Genomic DNA, 15,337 nt, shown 5'->3' with positions numbered 1-15,337 from the left:
CGGTCAGGCCGTGCAGAAGGACTTCCACGCCTGGATGCTCGGCTGGTCGAGCAGCCGGAAGTCGCCCTGGTGGACCGTCTGGTTGTAGTACGCCACGAACTCCGGCCGCTGGCCGTTGAGGAAGCCGGTCATCGACCGGATCCAGGCCGCCCGGCCGGAGCCGGAGTCACCCGGGACCAGGTCGCTGCCGGTCTCCGCGACGCCCCACGGCTTGCCGAGTGCCTTGGACTTGCTGATCATCGCGCCGTAGATCTCCTGCGGCGGGGCGTACCGCTTCCACTTGACGCCCCAGTTGTAGCAGTCCCAGCCGAGCGCCTCGATCACGTCGCCGCCCGGGTAGAACGCGTCGAAGCTGCGCCCGGACTTCGGGTCGAGCGTCCAGCACATCAGGATCAGCGTGTTGATCAGTTTGGGGTTGCCGGTCCGGTCGGCCAGGCCGGCGATCCGCTTCCATGCCGTCCGGTACGCCGTCGTGGTGAACGCGCCGCGCTCGACGTCGTCCTCCGGCTCGTGGAAGTACGACCAGTAGACGTTGTGCTCGCGCGGGATCGAGGCGAACCAGGAGGTCAGGTGGGAGTCGAACTTGCCGGTGTTGACCTCTTGCGGCGACGCCTTGAAGGACACCACCACGGTCCGGTCCACCACGTCGGCCCGGCTGCCGGACCAGGCCGGCGGCAGGCCGGGGAAGAAGATCCGGGCCATCCGCAGCTTGCCGAAGGTCCGGTCGGACCGGGTCAGCGCCTGGCCGAACGTCTCCCCGTTCTGCACCCCGATCGAGGCGCCGGGCAGCGTCAGTCGCGTACCGGTGAAGCTCGGCCCGGCGGCGTCCGCGGAGGCCGACGGGCGAGCCGAGGGCTTGCTGCCGAGGCCCTGGTCGGCGCCCGGGGACGCGCCGGGGCCGGCCGGCTTGCCCGGTCCCATCGAGGTCGCCGGCCCGACCGAGCCCGGCGTTCCGCCCGCCTGCCGGTCCGTCGAGTCGGGCCGCAGCGTGGCCACCGCGACTCCGCTGCCGGTCACGGCCAGGACCACCGCTGCCGCGACGGCGACGCGCCAGCGCCGCCGGGAGCCGCCGGACGACGGCGCGGGCGCCGGGGCGAGTGGCGGCGCGGGCGGCCGGCCCGGTCCGGCGGTGGCCGGTCCGTGTGGAACATCCACCGGGGGCGGGCCGGTCAGGGTGGCTGTCGCCGCGGTGCCCGCGGCCCAGCCCGCCTCGCCCGCGGGCCCGGGCCCGCCGGGCTCGTCGTGCGTCGTCCAGCCGGTGTGGCCGTCCGCCGGCCCGGACTGCGTGGCCCAGGCGTCGTCGGACGGCCCACCCTGCGGCCGGGCGGCGTCGCCGTGGCCCGTCGGCCCGTGCTGCGGCCGGACGCCGTCCTGCTGCGGCGCCCAGCCGTTCGCCGTGCCGGGTACGGCGTCCCAGCCGGCCGGGTCGTGCCCCGGCCCGTCGTGGTGACCGGCGTCGTGCCGGTCGCGCTCGGGCCAGGGCAGGTCACCGCCCGGCCGGGCCGGCGGTGGTGACGTGCTCTCGACCTCCGGCCAGGGCAGCGAAGGGCTGGCCTGGCGCGGAATGTCCTGACCCGGCCACAGCCCGGTCGGCTGCCCGAAGGCATTGTGCGGCTCTCGGTCGGCCGGCATGACCCTCCCTGGCTGTCGGCGGCCCGTGGTCGGGGCTCAGATCGCCACGCATACCTGCCCGACGATAACCCTCATCCACCTGGCCGTACGTACCGTGACACTCAGCCGAACGCCCCACCCTGATTGCCGGTGACGGTCGAAGCGGGCATCTCGACCCCGGTCCGGGCGATCGCGTCGAGCAACTGGTCGGCCAGTTCCGGCCGGCAGACCAGCAGATCGGGCAGTCGCGGATCGGCGCGGTTGTAGCGCAGCGGCGAACCGTCGATCCGGGACGCGTGCATGCCCGCACCGAGCGCCACCGCGACCGGGGCGGCACTGTCCCACTCGTACTGACCGCCCGCGTGGACGTACGCGTCGACCTCGCCGGTCACCACCGCGCAGACCTTCACACCGGCCGACCCCATCGGTACGGCGGTGGCGCCGAGCATCTCGACCAGCTCGCCCACGAACGCCGGCGGGCGGCTGCGGCTCACCGCGATCCGGATCGGCCCGTCGGACGCCTTCGGCTGCGGGCAGGTGGTGCCGAGCACGAGCGGCGCACCGTCCACTGAGGTCCGGGCCGGCATGCCCACCGCACCGGCGACCAGGGCGCCGTCGGGGGCGGCGGAGCGCTGCCAGAGCGCCACGTGCACCGCCCAGTCGTCCCGCCCCTCCTCGGAGAACTCGCGCGTGCCGTCCAGCGGGTCGATGATCCAGACCCGGTCCGCCTCGTGCCGCGGCGCGCGCTCGCCCTCCGCCCACGCGCGTCGCGCGTCGGTCTCCTCCTCGGAGAGCACCGCGTCGGCCGGCCGCAGCCGGGCCAGCGCCGCCGTCATCAGCTCGTGCGACGCGCGGTCGCCGGCGTCCTTGAGCGCCTTCGGGTCGGCGAAGCCCTGCCGGTCCCGCAGCGCGGTGAGCGCCCTGCCGGCCTCGGTCGCCAGCCACTGCGCGAACCGCTGGTCGTCGAGCCGTCCCGCCTCGTCCTCGGTCACGAGCCCCATCCCTTGTTCTCCCGGGTCTGCCGCGACCCGTCATCCTTCGGCGTCCGGTCGGACCGGCGCCAGCGTCCGTCGGATCGTAGACAGTCGCGAGGCGGTCTCGGATCCCCCGGGCGCACCGGTGACGCGGCCGGCCGCCCGCATGTTGAACTTCGCGTGTATCGCGGTCGGACCCGCCGGGCCAGGCCCTAGGCTCTGCGCATGACCGCCGAGCAGCTGATCTCGTTCGCCCGTGGCGCGCCTTCGCTGGACATCGTCGATGTCGAGGGGCTCAAGGCCGCCGCCGTCCGCGCCTTCGACGCCGACCCCGCCGGGGTCACCGCGTACGGCACCTCCGTCGGCTACCCGCCCTTGCGGAAGTGGATCGCCGAGAAGCACGGTGTCGAGGCCGACCAGGTGCTGGTCACCAACGGCTCGTTGCAGGCCGACGCGTTCCTCTTCGACCACCTGGTCCGCCGGGGCGACGCGGTGGTGGTCGAGCGCCCGACGTACGACCGCACGCTGCTCAACCTCAAGCAGATGGGCGGCGAGGTGCACGGCGTGACGATCCAGCCGGACGGCCTGGACACCGCCGAGCTGCGCAAGCTGCTGGAGTCCGGGGTCCGGCCGCGGCTGGCCCACGTGATCCCCAACTACCAGAACCCGGCCGGCGTGACCCTCTCTCTGGAGAAGCGCCGTGAGCTGCTGGACCTGGCCGCCGAGTACGAGTTCACGATCTTCGAGGACGACCCGTACGCGGACATCCGGTTCCGGGGCGAGCCGCTGCCGTCGATGCTGTCGATGGACTCCCGTGGCGTGGTGGTGCACGCCTCCAGCTTCACCAAGACGGTCTGCCCGGGTGTACGGGTCGGCTATCTGATCGGCCCGGCCGAGCTGATCGCGGCGATCGCGAAGCGGGCCACCAACCTCTACATCTCGCCCGGCATGGTGGCGCAGGCGATCGTGCACCAGTTCTGCGTCTCCGGCGCGATCGAGGAGTCGATCCGGACGGTCCGTTCGGCGCTCGGCGAGCGGTCGGCGGTGCTGGCCGAGTCGCTGCGCCGGCACATCCCGGAGGCCCGCTTCGTGGAACCGGACGGCGGCTACTTCCTCTGGGTGGAGCTGCCGGAGGACGTCGATGTCGACCGGCTCGCCCCGGCTGCCGCCGAGCGTGGCGTGGCGGTGGTGAAGGGCAGCGACTTCATGGTCGACGGCGGCCGACACGCGCTGCGCCTGGCGTACTCGGCGGTCACCGCGGACCGGATCGACGAGGGTGTGCGGCGTCTCGCCGAGGCGATGGCCGCCGTGCGCGGCTGATTTTCTGTCGGGTTTCTGACAAAAATGCCCCGCTGGCCGGTTCGGCTCTCCCGCTGGACCGGCCGGCAGCCCACAATGCTGCGAGTGCCGCTCACCTTCGCCCGGTGACCGGCCCGCACGCCGGAAGACCGGCCGGGCCGGCGGCACGCCCAGCATCACCCCCGCCCCCAAGGGGTGCCGGGTGGGCCGAGTCGCCCCTCACCCCCTGACGCGGCCCGGCCCGCCCGGCGCCGCCGCGTGACGCCCGTCGCAGCCGCACGCCCCCGCGCTCGCGCTGCGCTTCCCGCCGGTCGGCGTAACCTGCAAGCCGCAGCTCTAGGGGAAGGGGCGAGGGATGACGGACCGGGTGGCACGCGACCGAACCGCCGGCACCGACGGCAGTCGGGCACTACGCCCCCGCGCCTGGTCGGCACCGGTACGCGCGATGTCCCGCATCCTCAACGCCGACGGTTCCCCGCGGACGGCCCAGCCGGCCGGCCCGGAGCGCAGCGGGATCGTCGACTGCGGGTTGTACGTCGACGGCGAGCGCCGCCCCGGCCACCCCCGGTACGCCGAGGCCCTGGCCGCCGCCCGGCAGGAGCGGGACGGCTTCGTCTGGCTCGGCCTGCACGAGCCGGACCTGGCCGAGATGACCGAGATCGCCGCCACGTTCGGCCTGCACGAGCTCGCCGTGGAGGACGCGGTCAAGGCCCAGCAGCGCCCGAAGCTGGAGCACTTCGGCGAGATCGTCTTCCTGGTGCTGCGTACCGCCCGCTACTGCGAGCACGCCGAGCTGACCGAGAACTCCGAGGTGGTGGAGACCGGTCAGGTGATGCTCTTCATCGGGCCGCACTTCGTGATCAGCGTGCGGCACGGTGACGCCTGCCGGCTGGCGCCGGTCCGTGCCGACCTGGAGGCCAAGCGGGAGCTGCTGCGGCACGGCCCGTGGGCGGTCGCCTACGCGATCACCGACCGCGTGGTGGACCTCTACCTGGAGGTGGCCGACCGGCTGGAGGACGACCTCGACGTGCTGGAGGCCGACGTCTTCGACCGGCAGAGCAGCGGCCGGATCCAGCGGATCTACCAGATGAAGCGGGAGCTGGTCGAGTTCAAGCGGGCGGTGGTGCCGTTGCAGCGCCCGCTGATGACTCTCACCGCACAGGTCAACCGCGCGGTGCCGCAGGAGGTTCGGCGCTACTTCCGTGACGTGCAGGACCACCTCAGCCGGACGGTCGAACAGGTGAACTCCTACGACGACCTGCTGAACTCGATCCTCCAGGCGCGCTTGGCCCAGGTCACCGTCGACCAGAACAACGACATGCGCAAGATCGCCGCCTGGGCCGCGATCGGGGCGGTGTGGACGGCGATCGCCGGCATCTACGGCATGAACTTCGACAACATGCCCGAGCTGAAGTGGACGTACGGCTATCCGGGCGTCTGGGCGCTGATGCTCGCGGCATCTTTCACGCTCTACCGCCTGTTCCGCCGTAACGGCTGGCTGTAGCCGCCTCGTACACGCGGAAGCGCCGGCCACGCGGGTAGTCCCGCGTGCCGGCGCTGATCCGACGGTACGAGGTCAGCGGCGACCGCCGGCCTTCGCGGCGTTCTTGCCGGCCTGCACGGCCTCGGTGATGTCGTCGGCCGGGCGGCCGGAGACGTCCCGGGCACCCTCGGCGACGGAGGGGACCTGGTCGTTCGGGTGGATCACCGGCTGGCTGCCGGAGGCGGCGGTCGACGCGCTGCTGCCCTTGGCCACCGTCGAGGAGCCGGCACCCGTCGGGCCGGCCTGCGTCACCTTCGCGCTCGCGTCCGGGGTCTCCACCACGATCGTGTCCACGTCCTCCCGCATCGGCTCCAGCTTGTCGTGACCGGTCGCGCCGAGCGTGCCGGTCGGGTCGTACTCGGCCCACTCCTGCTGCTCGCGGCGACGGCGCACGGCCATCGCACCGGCCAGGCCGGCGACGGTGCCGGCCACCAGCAGGCCCGCGGTCATGCCCCGCGACCTGCGCTGCTTCTTCTTTCCGGCCTTCATGTTCTTCGCCTTCTTCGTCATCGCGGACTGCTTCGCGGCCATCACCTTGCGGCCGCTCGACGCCTTGCCGGCGGCCTCGTCCCGGGCGTTGCGCACGGCCAGCAGCACCGGCGTGAGCGCCGCGGCGGTCGACGCGAGCCCGCTGGACGCCCGGTCCCGGACCAGGACCGCAGTCGGCGCGACGGCGACCCGGGCTGCCTGGACCCGCGGGCCGACAGTGGCGCCGGCACCCTTCGCCGCGTGCGTGGCGGCCTGCCTCAGGTGACCGATGCCCTGGTTCAGCTCGACCTTCGCGAGCTGGCCCTGGGTCTTGCGCCGTCCGATTCCAAACACGGTCCCACCTCCTGGGAGTTGTTCCTTCGCCATCCTCCACCTTCGAATGCCTCCGCATGGCCGGATCGGGCACATGGGAGGATCCGCAAGGAACTGAACTACGAGTGAGGAGTACCCGTGGCCGAGGCTGTCTACGCCACCTTGCACACCAACGCCGGCCCGATCCGGCTGGAGCTCTTCCCGAACCACGCGCCGAAGACCGTCCGCAACTTCGTGGAGCTGGCTGAGGGCACCCGGGAGTACATCGACCCCCGTACCGGTCAGCCGGGCAACGGGCCGTACTTCGACGGCACCGTCTCGCACCGCGTGATCAGCGGTTTCATGATTCAGATGGGCGATCCGACCGGCACCGGCCGCGGTGGTCCGGGCTACAAGTTCGCCGACGAGTTCCACCCCGAGCTGCGCTTCGACCGGCCGTACCTGCTGGCGATGGCGAACGCCGGGCCGGGCACCAACGGCTCGCAGTTCTTCATCACGGTGTCGCCCACGCCACACCTGAACAACCGGCACACCATCTTCGGCCAGGTGGCCGACGAGCAGTCCGCGAAGGTGGTCGACTCGATCGCCAACACCCCGACCGGCCCGAGCGACCGGCCGGTCCAGGACGTGGTGATCGAGCGGGTCGAGATCGAGCACAAGCAGTCCTGAGCGGTACGCGGGTACCTTTGCTCGCATGACTGAGCGCTCCGGCCAGCCAGGCGACGCCACCGGGGGTCCGGTGCCGACCACCCCGGTCTGCTACCGGCACCCCGGCCGGGAGACGTACATCCGGTGCACCCGGTGTGACCGGTCGATCTGCACCGAGTGCATGCGGGACGCCTCCGTGGGCCACCAGTGCCCGGAGTGCGTTGCCGAGGGCCGCCGCAGCGTGCGGCCGGCGCGTACCGCCTTCGGTGGCGGTGCCGCCGGCCGCCAGGGCAACGTCACGAAGGCGCTGATCGCGCTGAACGTGGTGATGATGCTGCTGTCCGTCCTCTCGGCCCGCAGCGGGACCGCGGTGGCCGGCGGTGGCCTGGGCGGTCTGATGGGCAACGGGACGCCGCTGACCGAGTGGGGGGCGGTGCTCGGCCTGGCGCGCCTCCCCGACGGGCAGGTCGGCGGGGTGGCCGACGGCGAGTGGTACCGGCTGGTCACGGCCATGTTCCTGCACTACGGCGTGCTGCACCTGCTGCTGAACATGTGGGCGCTCTGGGTGCTCGGCCGGACGCTGGAGGCGGTGCTCGGGCCGCTGCGCTTCCTGGCGCTCTATCTGCTCGCCGGGCTGGGCGGCAACGTCGCGGCGTACGTCTTCACCGAGCCGAACCGGTTCACGGCCGGCGCCTCGACCGCCGTCTTCGGACTGTTCGCCGCCATCTTCGTGATCATGCGGCGGCTCGGCCGGGACACCTCGGCGATCGTGCCGATCCTGGTGATCAACCTGATCTTCACGTTCACCGTGCCGAGCATCTCGGTGGCCGGGCACCTCGGCGGGCTGGTCGCCGGCGCGCTGGTGGCGCTGGTCCTGGCGTACGCCCCACGCTCGCGGCGGACGCTGTTCCAGGTGGCCGGCGCCACGATCGTGCTGGTCGCGCTGATCGGCCTGACGCTGGTCCGGACCGCCGCGCTGCTCGGCTGAGCTGAGGCCCGCTGCCTCAGCGCGCCGGGCGGGCCTCGTCCAGCGCCGCGGCCACCTCGTCCAGCGGGGCGTCCAGGTCTCGGCGGCCGAACAGGTGCAGCGTCTCCCCCGCGTCGATCTCCAGCGTCTCGGCGGTGACCCCGCGGCGGCTGCGCCGCTCCAGGCGGATCGCCTCCACCGCGTCCCACGGCAGCCGGCGCCGCCCGGCGAAGCCCCGCAGCACGGTGAGCCCGTCCGGGCCGACCGCGAGGCGGACCGGCGCGACCACGTCGCGCAGCGCCCAGCCGAGCAGAGCTGCGGCGGCCAGCCCGGCGAGCGCCGGACGGACCGGGTCGCCGCCGGCGAGGACCAGCCCCAGGGCGACGAGCGCGAGCGCGCCGACCGCCTTGAGCACCGGCACCTCCCGCGGCACCCGCCACTGCCGGACCGGCGGCGACTGTGGATCCATCCGCCCAGCATGCCAGTCGCACCTGCCGCACGCCGGGGGAGGACGGCCGCTCCGGTCAGCACGTAGGATCGGGGCAAGCGAGGTTACCGGGGAGTAGACATGAGTGACGCGGTCATCGTCGGCGCGGTACGGACCCCGGTGGGGCGGCGCAAGGGCAGCCTCGCCGGAGTGCACCCGGTCGACCTCTCGGCGCACGTGCTGCGCGCGCTCGCCGAGCGCACCGGCATCGACCCGGGCCAGGTCGACGACGTCGTGTGGGGCTGCGTGTCGCAGGTCGGCGAACAGTCCTGGAACGTGGCCCGCAACGCCGTGCTCGCGGCCGGCTGGCCGGAGTCGGTTCCCGGCACCACGCTCGACCGCCAGTGCGGGTCGAGCCAGCAGGCGCTGCACTTCGCCGCCGCGACGGTCCTCTCCGGCCAGGCCGACCTGGTCGTGGCCGGTGGCGTCGAGTCGATGACCCGGGTGCCGATGGGTTCCAGCGTCGCCGGCGGCATGCCGTTCAGCGCGGCCGTCCTGGAGCGCTACCGCGGTGTCGAGGGCGTCGCGGAGGACTCGCCGCTGCCGTTCAACCAGGGCGTCGGAGCCGAGCTGATCGCGCAGCGGTGGCGCTTCTCGCGTACCCAGCTCGACGAGTTCGCGCTCGCCAGCCACGAGAAGGCCGCCGCCGCGCAGGACGCGGGCGCGTTCGAGGCCGAGCTGGCGCCGGTGGCGCTCGCCGACGGCGGTAAGTTCTCCGCCGACGAGGGCATCCGCCGCGACACCTCGCTGGCGAAGCTGGGCGAGCTGGCCACCCCGTTCCGCGCCGACGGTGTGGTCACCGCCGGGTCCGCGTCGCAGATCTCCGACGGCGCCGCCGCGCTCGCCGTCACCACCGCCGAGTGGGCCAGCCGGCACGGCCTGCGCCCGCTGGCCCGGGTGCACACCGCCGTGGTCGCCGCCGACGACCCGGTCACCATGCTCACCGCGCCGATCCCGGCCACCGCGAAGGCGCTGCGCCGCGCGGGGCTGGGCATCGAGGAGATCGGGGTGTACGAGGTGAACGAGGCGTTCGCCCCGGTGCCGCTGGCGTGGCTGGCCGAGACCGAGGCGGACCCGGAGCGGCTGAACCCGCGGGGCGGGGCGATCGCGCTCGGTCACCCGCTCGGCGGGTCCGGCGCACGGATCATGACCACGATGCTCCAGCACATGCGGGACAACGGCATCCGCTACGGCCTCCAGACCATGTGCGAGGGTGGCGGCATGGCCAACGCCACGATCGTCGAGTTGCTCTGATCCGACCGGCCGCCGGTGTCGCACCGCTGGTGCGACTTGCACGTGTGGAAGTTCCAAAAATCGGGCGTGACCCATATCACCCCTGGTCATCGGCTCGTTGGACCGGGCATGGACGTGTTCTCGCGAACGTTCCTCCCGGCCGCCGCCGATACCGGCCTGGCGACCCAGACCGTCACCCGGCACATGCCGGTGTTCCGCCGGTGCGTCGGCTCCGGCGACGCGACCATCCTGGTCACCCGGTGCAGCCGCCCGGACGACCCGGTGGGCGGCGACTACCTGATGCTCCTCACCCACCGGCGGCTGGTGGTCACCCGGCAGACCCGGGTGCTGCACCGGCTGCGCCTGCACCTCAACACCGAACTGCGCGAGCTGAGCAACGTGACGTGGAGCCCCGACCCCCGCGCGCACCGGGTGGAGCTGGCGGCCACCGCGATCGACGGGGTACGCGAGCGCTTCGTCCTGCGTACCCACCACCCGAAGCAGGTGTGGCAGCTCGACGCGTTGCTCAACCACGCCTTCCGCACCCGCCTGCGTACGCCGGCCGAGCGGGTGGTCGCGACCATCGGCGAGTCACCGGCGGGAACCCGCCAGCCGGAGCTGCGGCCCGCCCCGGCCCGCTGACGTGCTCCTTACCTGATCCGAACAACCCCTGACCGGCCGGTCGGCCGCCGGTCGGTCATCATGAGCCGGTGACCACAGCCGCACCGCCCGGGCTCGTCCTCGTCGTGGAGGACGAGCCGGCCATCGCCGATCTGGTCCGGCTCTACCTGACCCGGGACGGTTTCGGCGTACACCTGGAACGTGACGGCGAGGCCGGGCTGGCCGCCGCGCGGCGCCTGCGCCCGGTGGCCTGCGTGCTCGACATCGCGCTGCCCGGCCTGACCGGCACCGAGATCTGCCGCCGGCTGCGCGCGACCGGCGACTGGACTCCCGTCATCTTCCTCACCGCCCGCGACGACGAGGTGGACCGCGTCGTCGGCCTGGAACTGGGTGCCGACGACTACGTCACCAAGCCGTTCAGCCCGCGCGAGCTGCTCGCCCGGCTGCGGGCGGTGCTGCGCCGCACCGCCGGTACGCCCGCCGAGCAACCCCGCACGCTCGGCACCGTCACACTCGACCCGTCCCGCCGGACGGTGACCGCCGGCGGTACGCCGGTGCAGCTCACCTCCACCGAGTTCGACCTGCTCGCGCACCTGATGGCGCGTCCCGGCCGGGTGTTCACCCGGGAGGAACTGCTGGCGGGCGTGTGGGGGTACGCGGCGCACGCCGGCACCCGGACCGTCGACGTGCACGTGGCGCAGGTCCGGGCCAAACTCGGCCCGGACAGCGTGATCCGCACCCATCGGGGCGTCGGGTACGCCGCCGATGCCTGAGCCGCAGACAGTGCCGATGCCGCCCACCGGTCCGGCCCGTGGCGGCCGCCGGCCCGGACGGACACTCACCGCCCGCGCCGTGCTCGCCACCTGCGCGGTGGCGCTGGTGTCGGTGCTCGTCACCGCGCTGGTCGCGGTGCCCCTGGCGGTACGCGGCGCGGAACGCCGGGACCAGGAGGCCCTCACCGCCCAGGCCCGGCTCGCCGCCGACGTGCTCCGGGTGCGGCCGGTACGCCAGCGCGACAGCGCCGGCGACCGGCTCATCCGGCAACTGGGCCGGCAGCAGATCGAGGTGTACGTGATCCGGGACGGGCGGGCCGACCGGCCGGGCCTGCCCGGACCGCTGGTGACGCGGGTGGCCGGCGGCGAGAACGTCTCCGGCCGGCGGCTGATCGAGGGGGAACGCCGGCTGGTCGCGGCGCGGGCGCTGCCCGGTGGCGACGGGGTGGTGCTGACCCGGGCCCGCAGCGCCGCGCCCTGGCGGCAGGTGCTGCGCGGACTCTGGTTGCCGCTGCTCGCCGGACTCGCCGCCGGGGCGGCCGCCGGACTGCTGCTCGCCCGCCGGCTGGCGCGGCCGATCCGTACCGCCGCCACCGCCGCCGCCCGGCTGCGCGCCGGAGACCGGGCGGTCCGGGTGCCGGTCGAGCCGCCCGACGAGGTGGCCGATCTGGCGCACGCGCTCAACGGCCTGGCCGCCGCGCTCGCCACGAGCGAGGGGCGGCAGCGCGAGTTCCTGCTCTCCGTCTCGCACGAGCTGCGGACCCCGCTCACCGCCATCCGCGGCTACGCCGAGGCGCTGGCCGACGGTGTGATCGAGGCCGACGCGGTGCCGACGACCGGCCGGACCGTGCTCGCCGAGGCCGAACACCTGGACCGGCTGGTCCGCGACCTGCTGGCGCTGGCCCGGTTGGAGGCGGTCGACTTCCCCCTGGAACCGGTGCCGGTCGACCTGGCCGGGCTCGCCGCCGACGCGGAGCGCACCTGGTCGGGCCGGTGCGCGGCGCTCGGGGTGCCGTTCCGGCTGGAGACACCCGGGGTGCCGGTGCCGGCGTACACCGATCCGGGCCGGATCCGGCAGGTGGTGGACGGGCTGCTGGAGAACGCGCTGCGGGTCGTACCGCCGGGGGCGCCGGTGGTGCTCGCGGTCCGGGCCGACGGCCCGGCGGGCGGCGGGGTGCTGGAGGTCCGCGACGGCGGACCCGGCTTCACCGACGACGACCTGCGGGTGGCGTTCGAGCGGGGCGCGCTGCACGAGCGGTACCGGGGGGTGCGCAAGGTGGGCAGCGGACTGGGCCTGGCGCTCGCCGCCGGGCTGGTCCGCCGGCTCGGCGGGGACATCGCCGCCGGGCACGCCCCGGAGGGTGGAGCCGCCTTCACCGTCCGGGTGCCCCCGGATCCTTACCCGGCTCGAACATCGGCCTGACCGTCCGCTCGCGTCGGTGCGGAACGCTCGGGTCGTCACCGCGAGGAGAGGACCACAGATGAGACGTCAGCGAATCGTCACCGGCGCCACCGCACTGCTCGCCGCCGCGGCGCTCGCGCTCACCGGGTGCGGCGTGGGCCGCTCCGGCGCGGCGCCGGACGACGCAATCGAGGTGAGCGCCGCCCTGGGAGTGGACGGCCAGGCGCTCGCCGCGCTCGGCGTCGACGCCGACGAACTGGACGTGGACCCGGTCGCCGCGCCCGCACCCTCCGGTACGCCGCAGGCCGGGCCGGACGGCAAGGGCGAGCGGGCGAAGGACGGGCACAAGCGGCACCGGGCCCGGGTGCTGCTGCGGCGCAACACGCTGCACGGCGAGGCGGTGGTGCGGACCAAGGACGGCGGTACGAAGACCGTCGCGGTCCAGCGCGGCGAGGTGACCGCGATCGACGACCGGTCGGTGACCGTGAAGTCCACCGACGGCTTCACCGTGACGTGGACGTTCGGTGCGGAACTGCGGGTGGTCGAGCGACGGACCACGATCCGATCGGCCGACATCAAGGTCGGTGCGACGGTCGGGGTGGCCGGCGCCAAGGAGGGCGACAAGAGCGTGGCCCGGCTCGTCGTGGTACCACTTCGCCAGGAATAGGGTGCCCGGGCTGTCGTGACCTGAGCAATGTGCCAGGCTACGCTATGCCCCGACCTGCCATCGCCTCCGTGGAGATTCCGTGAAGCTCTCGATCCTCATGCCGGTCTACAACGAGGAAGAACGTATCGCGGATGCCCTCAAGCAGGCGTTGGCGGTGGACTACCCCTGCGAGATCGAGCTCGTCGTCGTGGACGACGGCAGCCGGGACGGCACCGGTGAGATCCTCGGCCGCGTGGACGACGCCCGCCTGCGGGTGATCACCCACCAGCGCAACGCCGGTAAGGGCGCGGCCATCAAGACGGCGGTCGACAGCGCCGAGGGCGAATACATGGTCATCCTCGACGCCGACCTGGAGTACGACCCGCAGGACATCCCGCGCCTGCTGGAGCCGGTGCTCGACGGCCGGGCGAGAGTCGTCTACGGCAACCGGACCTTCGGCAGCCACAGCTCGTACAGCTTCTGGTACGTGATGGGCAACAAGGGCGTCACGCTCGCTGCGAACGTGCTCTACAACTCCTACATCGGCGACCTGGAGACCTGCTTCAAGCTGATGCCGCTGGAGCTGTACCGCTCGCTGCAGGTCCGCTCCCGCGGCTTCGGCATGGAGGCGGAGGTCACCGGCAAGCTGCTGCGCCGCCGCATCCGGCCCTACGAGGTGCCGATCAGCTACCGTGCGCGGGGCCGCGAGGAGGGCAAGAAGATCACCTGGAAGGACGGCGTCGAGGCGATCTGGATCCTGGCCCGCGAGCGGGCCCGCCGCCGCCCGGCCGGTCCCGCCGCCGCGCACTGAGCCCGTACGACGGAACCCCGTGATCCCGGCACCGGCCGAGGTCGCGGGGTTCCGCCGTGTCCGGGCCGCTCAGGTGAGGAACGCGTCGACCGAGCGGCGCAGCCCGGCGGCGTCCAGTCCGTGCCAGCGTTCGTGGTCCTCGGCGCTGCCGTACCGGCGCAGGTCCCCGCGGCCCACCCCGAGCGCGAGCAGCCGGTGCGGCCGGTCGGCCGTCGCCTCCACCGCCGCGTCGAGCACCGGACCGACAGCCACCAGCAGCGGCGCTCCCGGCCCGGCGTCCCGGACCACGTGCAGGTCACCCGCCTGCGGGTGAGCCTGCGTGTTGGCCTGGACGGACAACCGCAGGTACGCCGAGTCCTGCCCGCACACGGCGTCGCGCAGCAGCGGCCGGACCTCGTCCGGGTGCCCCGGCACGTGCACGGTCCAGCCGTCGAGCGTGTCCAGCAGCGCCACGTCCGCCGGCCCGAGGTGGGTGCGTCCCGCCGCCGCCCGGTCGTACGAGCCGCCGATGCCGACGAGCACCGCGCCGACGTCCTGGTGGTCGAGGTCCAGTTTGATCTGCTCGTACGCCCGCTCGACCAGGAACGGGGCGTAGCTGTGCACGATCGGCCGCTGCCCGGTCAGCGCCAGCCCACCGGCCACCCCGATCATCAGCTGCTCCCGGATCCCCACGTTGATCACCCGGTCCGGGTACCGGGCGGCGGCCGGTTCGAACGCGGCGGCGGAGATGTCGGCGAGCACGACTGTCGTACGCGGATCGGCGAGCACCTCCTCGGTGCTGGTCACGAACGTGTCCCGCATGGTGCTGCTCATGGTCATTCCCCGTCCGTGACGACCGCGACGACGGCGTGGGGCCGGTGGCCGTCGTGCCCGGTGAGGGCGGCGTGCAGGGCGTCGTGGTCGCGCCCGTCGACGGTGGCGGCGCTCCACCCGTTCACCGTGAACCGGCTCGCCGCGCCGCCCGGCCAGCCGTACGTGGCCGAGCGGTTGTCCAGAAGGATCGCGGTGAGGTTGCCCAGTCCGGTCGCGCCCGCGTACGCGATCGCCTCGTGGTTGGAGCCCTCGTCCAGCTCGGCGTCGCCGAGCAGCACGTACACCCGGGGTCCGGTGCGGCCCTGGGACCGCAGCCCGAGCGCGGTGCCGACGCCGAGCCCGAGCCCGTGGCCCAGTGAACCGGAACCGATCTCCACGCCCGGCACCAGCGTCCGGTCCGGATGGTCGCCGAGCCGGCTCGCCGGGCCGCCCTGGTCGTCCAGCCACTCGGCCGGCAGGAAGCCGCGGGCGGCGAGCAGCGCGTAGTACCCGGCGACCGCGTGCCCCTTGGAGAGCAGGAATCGGTCGCGGTCCGGGTCGTCCAGGGTGGCCGGGGTGATCCGGAGCACCCGGTCGTAGAGCACCTGGAGCACGTCGAGCGTCGAGTACACGTTGGCGCCGAACTCGCGGCCGGCGCGCACCCGGTTCAGGAAGGCGGCCAGGTCGGTGGCGGTGGTCGTCGTCATACCGATAGCCTCGGACTTGAAG

The 15,337-nt window shown here is 73.6% G+C and carries 16 protein-coding genes; 10 read left to right on the top strand and 6 right to left on the bottom strand.

The window, feature by feature from the left end:
• Nucleotides 1-3: 3 nt before the first annotated feature.
• Together C569_RS0119330 and C569_RS0119325 are read right to left on the bottom strand one after the other, a co-directional pair.
• The gene (locus C569_RS0119330) at nt 4-1,632 is read right to left on the bottom strand and encodes a hypothetical protein (protein ID WP_026268367.1); all 1,629 of its coding nucleotides are present in this window, start codon (nt 1,630-1,632) and stop codon (nt 4-6) included.
• Between the two features lie 101 nt (nt 1,633-1,733).
• Nucleotides 1,734-2,612 carry a 3'(2'),5'-bisphosphate nucleotidase CysQ gene (locus C569_RS0119325; protein ID WP_018787417.1) on the bottom strand — a complete coding sequence of 293 codons (879 nt, stop codon included), beginning with the start codon at nt 2,610-2,612 and terminating at the stop codon, nt 1,734-1,736.
• A gap of 198 nt (nt 2,613-2,810) precedes the next feature.
• Here C569_RS0119325 and C569_RS0119320 point away from each other — a divergent pair, with 198 nt between their 5' ends.
• Nucleotides 2,811-3,905 (top strand): PLP-dependent aminotransferase family protein, encoded by a 1,095-nt coding sequence (locus tag C569_RS0119320; protein ID WP_018787416.1) that lies wholly within the window; start codon nt 2,811-2,813, stop codon nt 3,903-3,905.
• 334 nt (nt 3,906-4,239) lie between these two features.
• The gene (gene corA, locus C569_RS0119315; protein WP_018787415.1) at nt 4,240-5,388 is read left to right on the top strand and encodes a magnesium/cobalt transporter CorA; all 1,149 of its coding nucleotides are present in this window, start codon (nt 4,240-4,242) and stop codon (nt 5,386-5,388) included.
• Nucleotides 5,389-5,460: 72 nt separating this feature from the next.
• On the opposite strand, the gene C569_RS0119310 is transcribed toward corA, so the two are convergent.
• A complete protein-coding gene (locus C569_RS0119310) occupies nt 5,461-6,282 on the bottom strand; it encodes a hypothetical protein (protein ID WP_026268366.1) in 822 nt (273 codons plus the stop codon).
• An 84-nt stretch (nt 6,283-6,366) separates the two neighbouring features.
• On the opposite strand from C569_RS0119310, the gene C569_RS0119305 reads away from it, so the two are divergent.
• Together C569_RS0119305 and C569_RS0119300 are read left to right on the top strand one after the other, a co-directional pair.
• Nucleotides 6,367-6,897 carry a peptidylprolyl isomerase gene (locus C569_RS0119305; RefSeq protein ID WP_018787413.1) on the top strand — a complete coding sequence of 177 codons (531 nt, stop codon included), beginning with the start codon at nt 6,367-6,369 and terminating at the stop codon, nt 6,895-6,897.
• A gap of 25 nt (nt 6,898-6,922) precedes the next feature.
• Complete coding sequence (locus tag C569_RS0119300; RefSeq protein ID WP_018787412.1) at nt 6,923-7,864, top strand: rhomboid family intramembrane serine protease; 942 nt, start codon at nt 6,923-6,925, stop codon at nt 7,862-7,864.
• Nucleotides 7,865-7,880: 16 nt separating this feature from the next.
• On the opposite strand, the gene C569_RS0119295 is transcribed toward C569_RS0119300, so the two are convergent.
• The gene (locus C569_RS0119295) at nt 7,881-8,312 is read right to left on the bottom strand and encodes a PH domain-containing protein (RefSeq protein WP_026268364.1); all 432 of its coding nucleotides are present in this window, start codon (nt 8,310-8,312) and stop codon (nt 7,881-7,883) included.
• 99 nt (nt 8,313-8,411) lie between these two features.
• Here C569_RS0119295 and C569_RS0119290 point away from each other — a divergent pair, with 99 nt between their 5' ends.
• The 6 genes from C569_RS0119290 to C569_RS0119265 all read left to right on the top strand — a co-directional run bounded on the left by C569_RS0119290 (nt 8,412) and on the right by C569_RS0119265 (nt 13,816).
• On the top strand, nt 8,412-9,584 hold the full coding sequence (locus C569_RS0119290) for an acetyl-CoA C-acyltransferase (RefSeq protein WP_018787410.1): 1,173 nt from the start codon (nt 8,412-8,414) through the stop codon (nt 9,582-9,584).
• Between the two features lie 108 nt (nt 9,585-9,692).
• Entirely contained in the window at nt 9,693-10,205 is a 513-nt protein-coding gene (locus C569_RS0119285) for a hypothetical protein (RefSeq protein WP_018787409.1), read from the top strand.
• 68 nt (nt 10,206-10,273) lie between these two features.
• On the top strand, nt 10,274-10,957 hold the full coding sequence (locus tag C569_RS0119280; protein WP_018787408.1) for a response regulator transcription factor: 684 nt from the start codon (nt 10,274-10,276) through the stop codon (nt 10,955-10,957).
• Nucleotides 10,950-12,380 (top strand): HAMP domain-containing sensor histidine kinase, encoded by a 1,431-nt coding sequence (locus C569_RS0119275; protein WP_036346306.1) that lies wholly within the window; start codon nt 10,950-10,952, stop codon nt 12,378-12,380. The genes C569_RS0119280 and C569_RS0119275 overlap by 8 nt, the downstream gene beginning before the upstream one ends.
• A gap of 58 nt (nt 12,381-12,438) precedes the next feature.
• A complete protein-coding gene (locus C569_RS0119270; RefSeq protein ID WP_018787406.1) occupies nt 12,439-13,026 on the top strand; it encodes a hypothetical protein in 588 nt (195 codons plus the stop codon).
• A gap of 79 nt (nt 13,027-13,105) precedes the next feature.
• On the top strand, nt 13,106-13,816 hold the full coding sequence (locus C569_RS0119265) for a glycosyltransferase family 2 protein (RefSeq protein ID WP_018787405.1): 711 nt from the start codon (nt 13,106-13,108) through the stop codon (nt 13,814-13,816).
• A gap of 69 nt (nt 13,817-13,885) precedes the next feature.
• Here C569_RS0119265 and C569_RS0119260 read toward each other — a convergent pair whose 3' ends face one another.
• Nucleotides 13,886-14,617, bottom strand: coding sequence for a transketolase (locus tag C569_RS0119260; RefSeq protein ID WP_026268363.1), 732 nt, complete (start codon nt 14,615-14,617; stop codon nt 13,886-13,888).
• A gap of 14 nt (nt 14,618-14,631) precedes the next feature.
• A complete protein-coding gene (locus tag C569_RS0119255; protein ID WP_018787403.1) occupies nt 14,632-15,315 on the bottom strand; it encodes a transketolase in 684 nt (227 codons plus the stop codon).
• Nucleotides 15,316-15,337: the final 22 nt, after the last annotated feature.

The organism is Micromonospora sp. CNB394 (assembly GCF_000374985.1).
Classification (GTDB): Bacteria; Actinomycetota; Actinomycetes; order Mycobacteriales; family Micromonosporaceae; genus Micromonospora; species Micromonospora marina.
Note: the sequence above shows the minus strand (reverse complement) of the source record. Positions and strands in the feature narration are given on the sequence as shown.

What these genes read in the sequence shown, in the direction of transcription:
- C569_RS0119310 (WP_026268366.1), bottom strand. Translation starts at nt 6,282, where the DNA reads ATGGCGAAGGAACAACTCCCAGGAGGTGGGACCGTGTTTGGAATCGGA.
- C569_RS0119295 (WP_026268364.1), bottom strand. Translation starts at nt 8,312, where the DNA reads ATGGATCCACAGTCGCCGCCGGTCCGGCAGTGGCGGGTGCCGCGGGAG.
- C569_RS0119255 (WP_018787403.1), bottom strand. Translation starts at nt 15,315, where the DNA reads ATGACGACGACCACCGCCACCGACCTGGCCGCCTTCCTGAACCGGGTG.
- C569_RS0119330 (WP_026268367.1), bottom strand. Translation starts at nt 1,632, where the DNA reads ATGCCGGCCGACCGAGAGCCGCACAATGCCTTCGGGCAGCCGACCGGG.
- C569_RS0119290 (WP_018787410.1), top strand. Translation starts at nt 8,412, where the DNA reads ATGAGTGACGCGGTCATCGTCGGCGCGGTACGGACCCCGGTGGGGCGG.
- C569_RS0119275 (WP_036346306.1), top strand. Translation starts at nt 10,950, where the DNA reads ATGCCTGAGCCGCAGACAGTGCCGATGCCGCCCACCGGTCCGGCCCGT.
- C569_RS0119320 (WP_018787416.1), top strand. Translation starts at nt 2,811, where the DNA reads ATGACCGCCGAGCAGCTGATCTCGTTCGCCCGTGGCGCGCCTTCGCTG.
- C569_RS0119300 (WP_018787412.1), top strand. Translation starts at nt 6,923, where the DNA reads ATGACTGAGCGCTCCGGCCAGCCAGGCGACGCCACCGGGGGTCCGGTG.
- C569_RS0119260 (WP_026268363.1), bottom strand. Translation starts at nt 14,617, where the DNA reads ATGCGGGACACGTTCGTGACCAGCACCGAGGAGGTGCTCGCCGATCCG.
- corA (WP_018787415.1), top strand. Translation starts at nt 4,240, where the DNA reads ATGACGGACCGGGTGGCACGCGACCGAACCGCCGGCACCGACGGCAGT.
- C569_RS0119325 (WP_018787417.1), bottom strand. Translation starts at nt 2,612, where the DNA reads ATGGGGCTCGTGACCGAGGACGAGGCGGGACGGCTCGACGACCAGCGG.
- C569_RS0119270 (WP_018787406.1), top strand. Translation starts at nt 12,439, where the DNA reads ATGAGACGTCAGCGAATCGTCACCGGCGCCACCGCACTGCTCGCCGCC.
- C569_RS0119285 (WP_018787409.1), top strand. Translation starts at nt 9,693, where the DNA reads ATGGACGTGTTCTCGCGAACGTTCCTCCCGGCCGCCGCCGATACCGGC.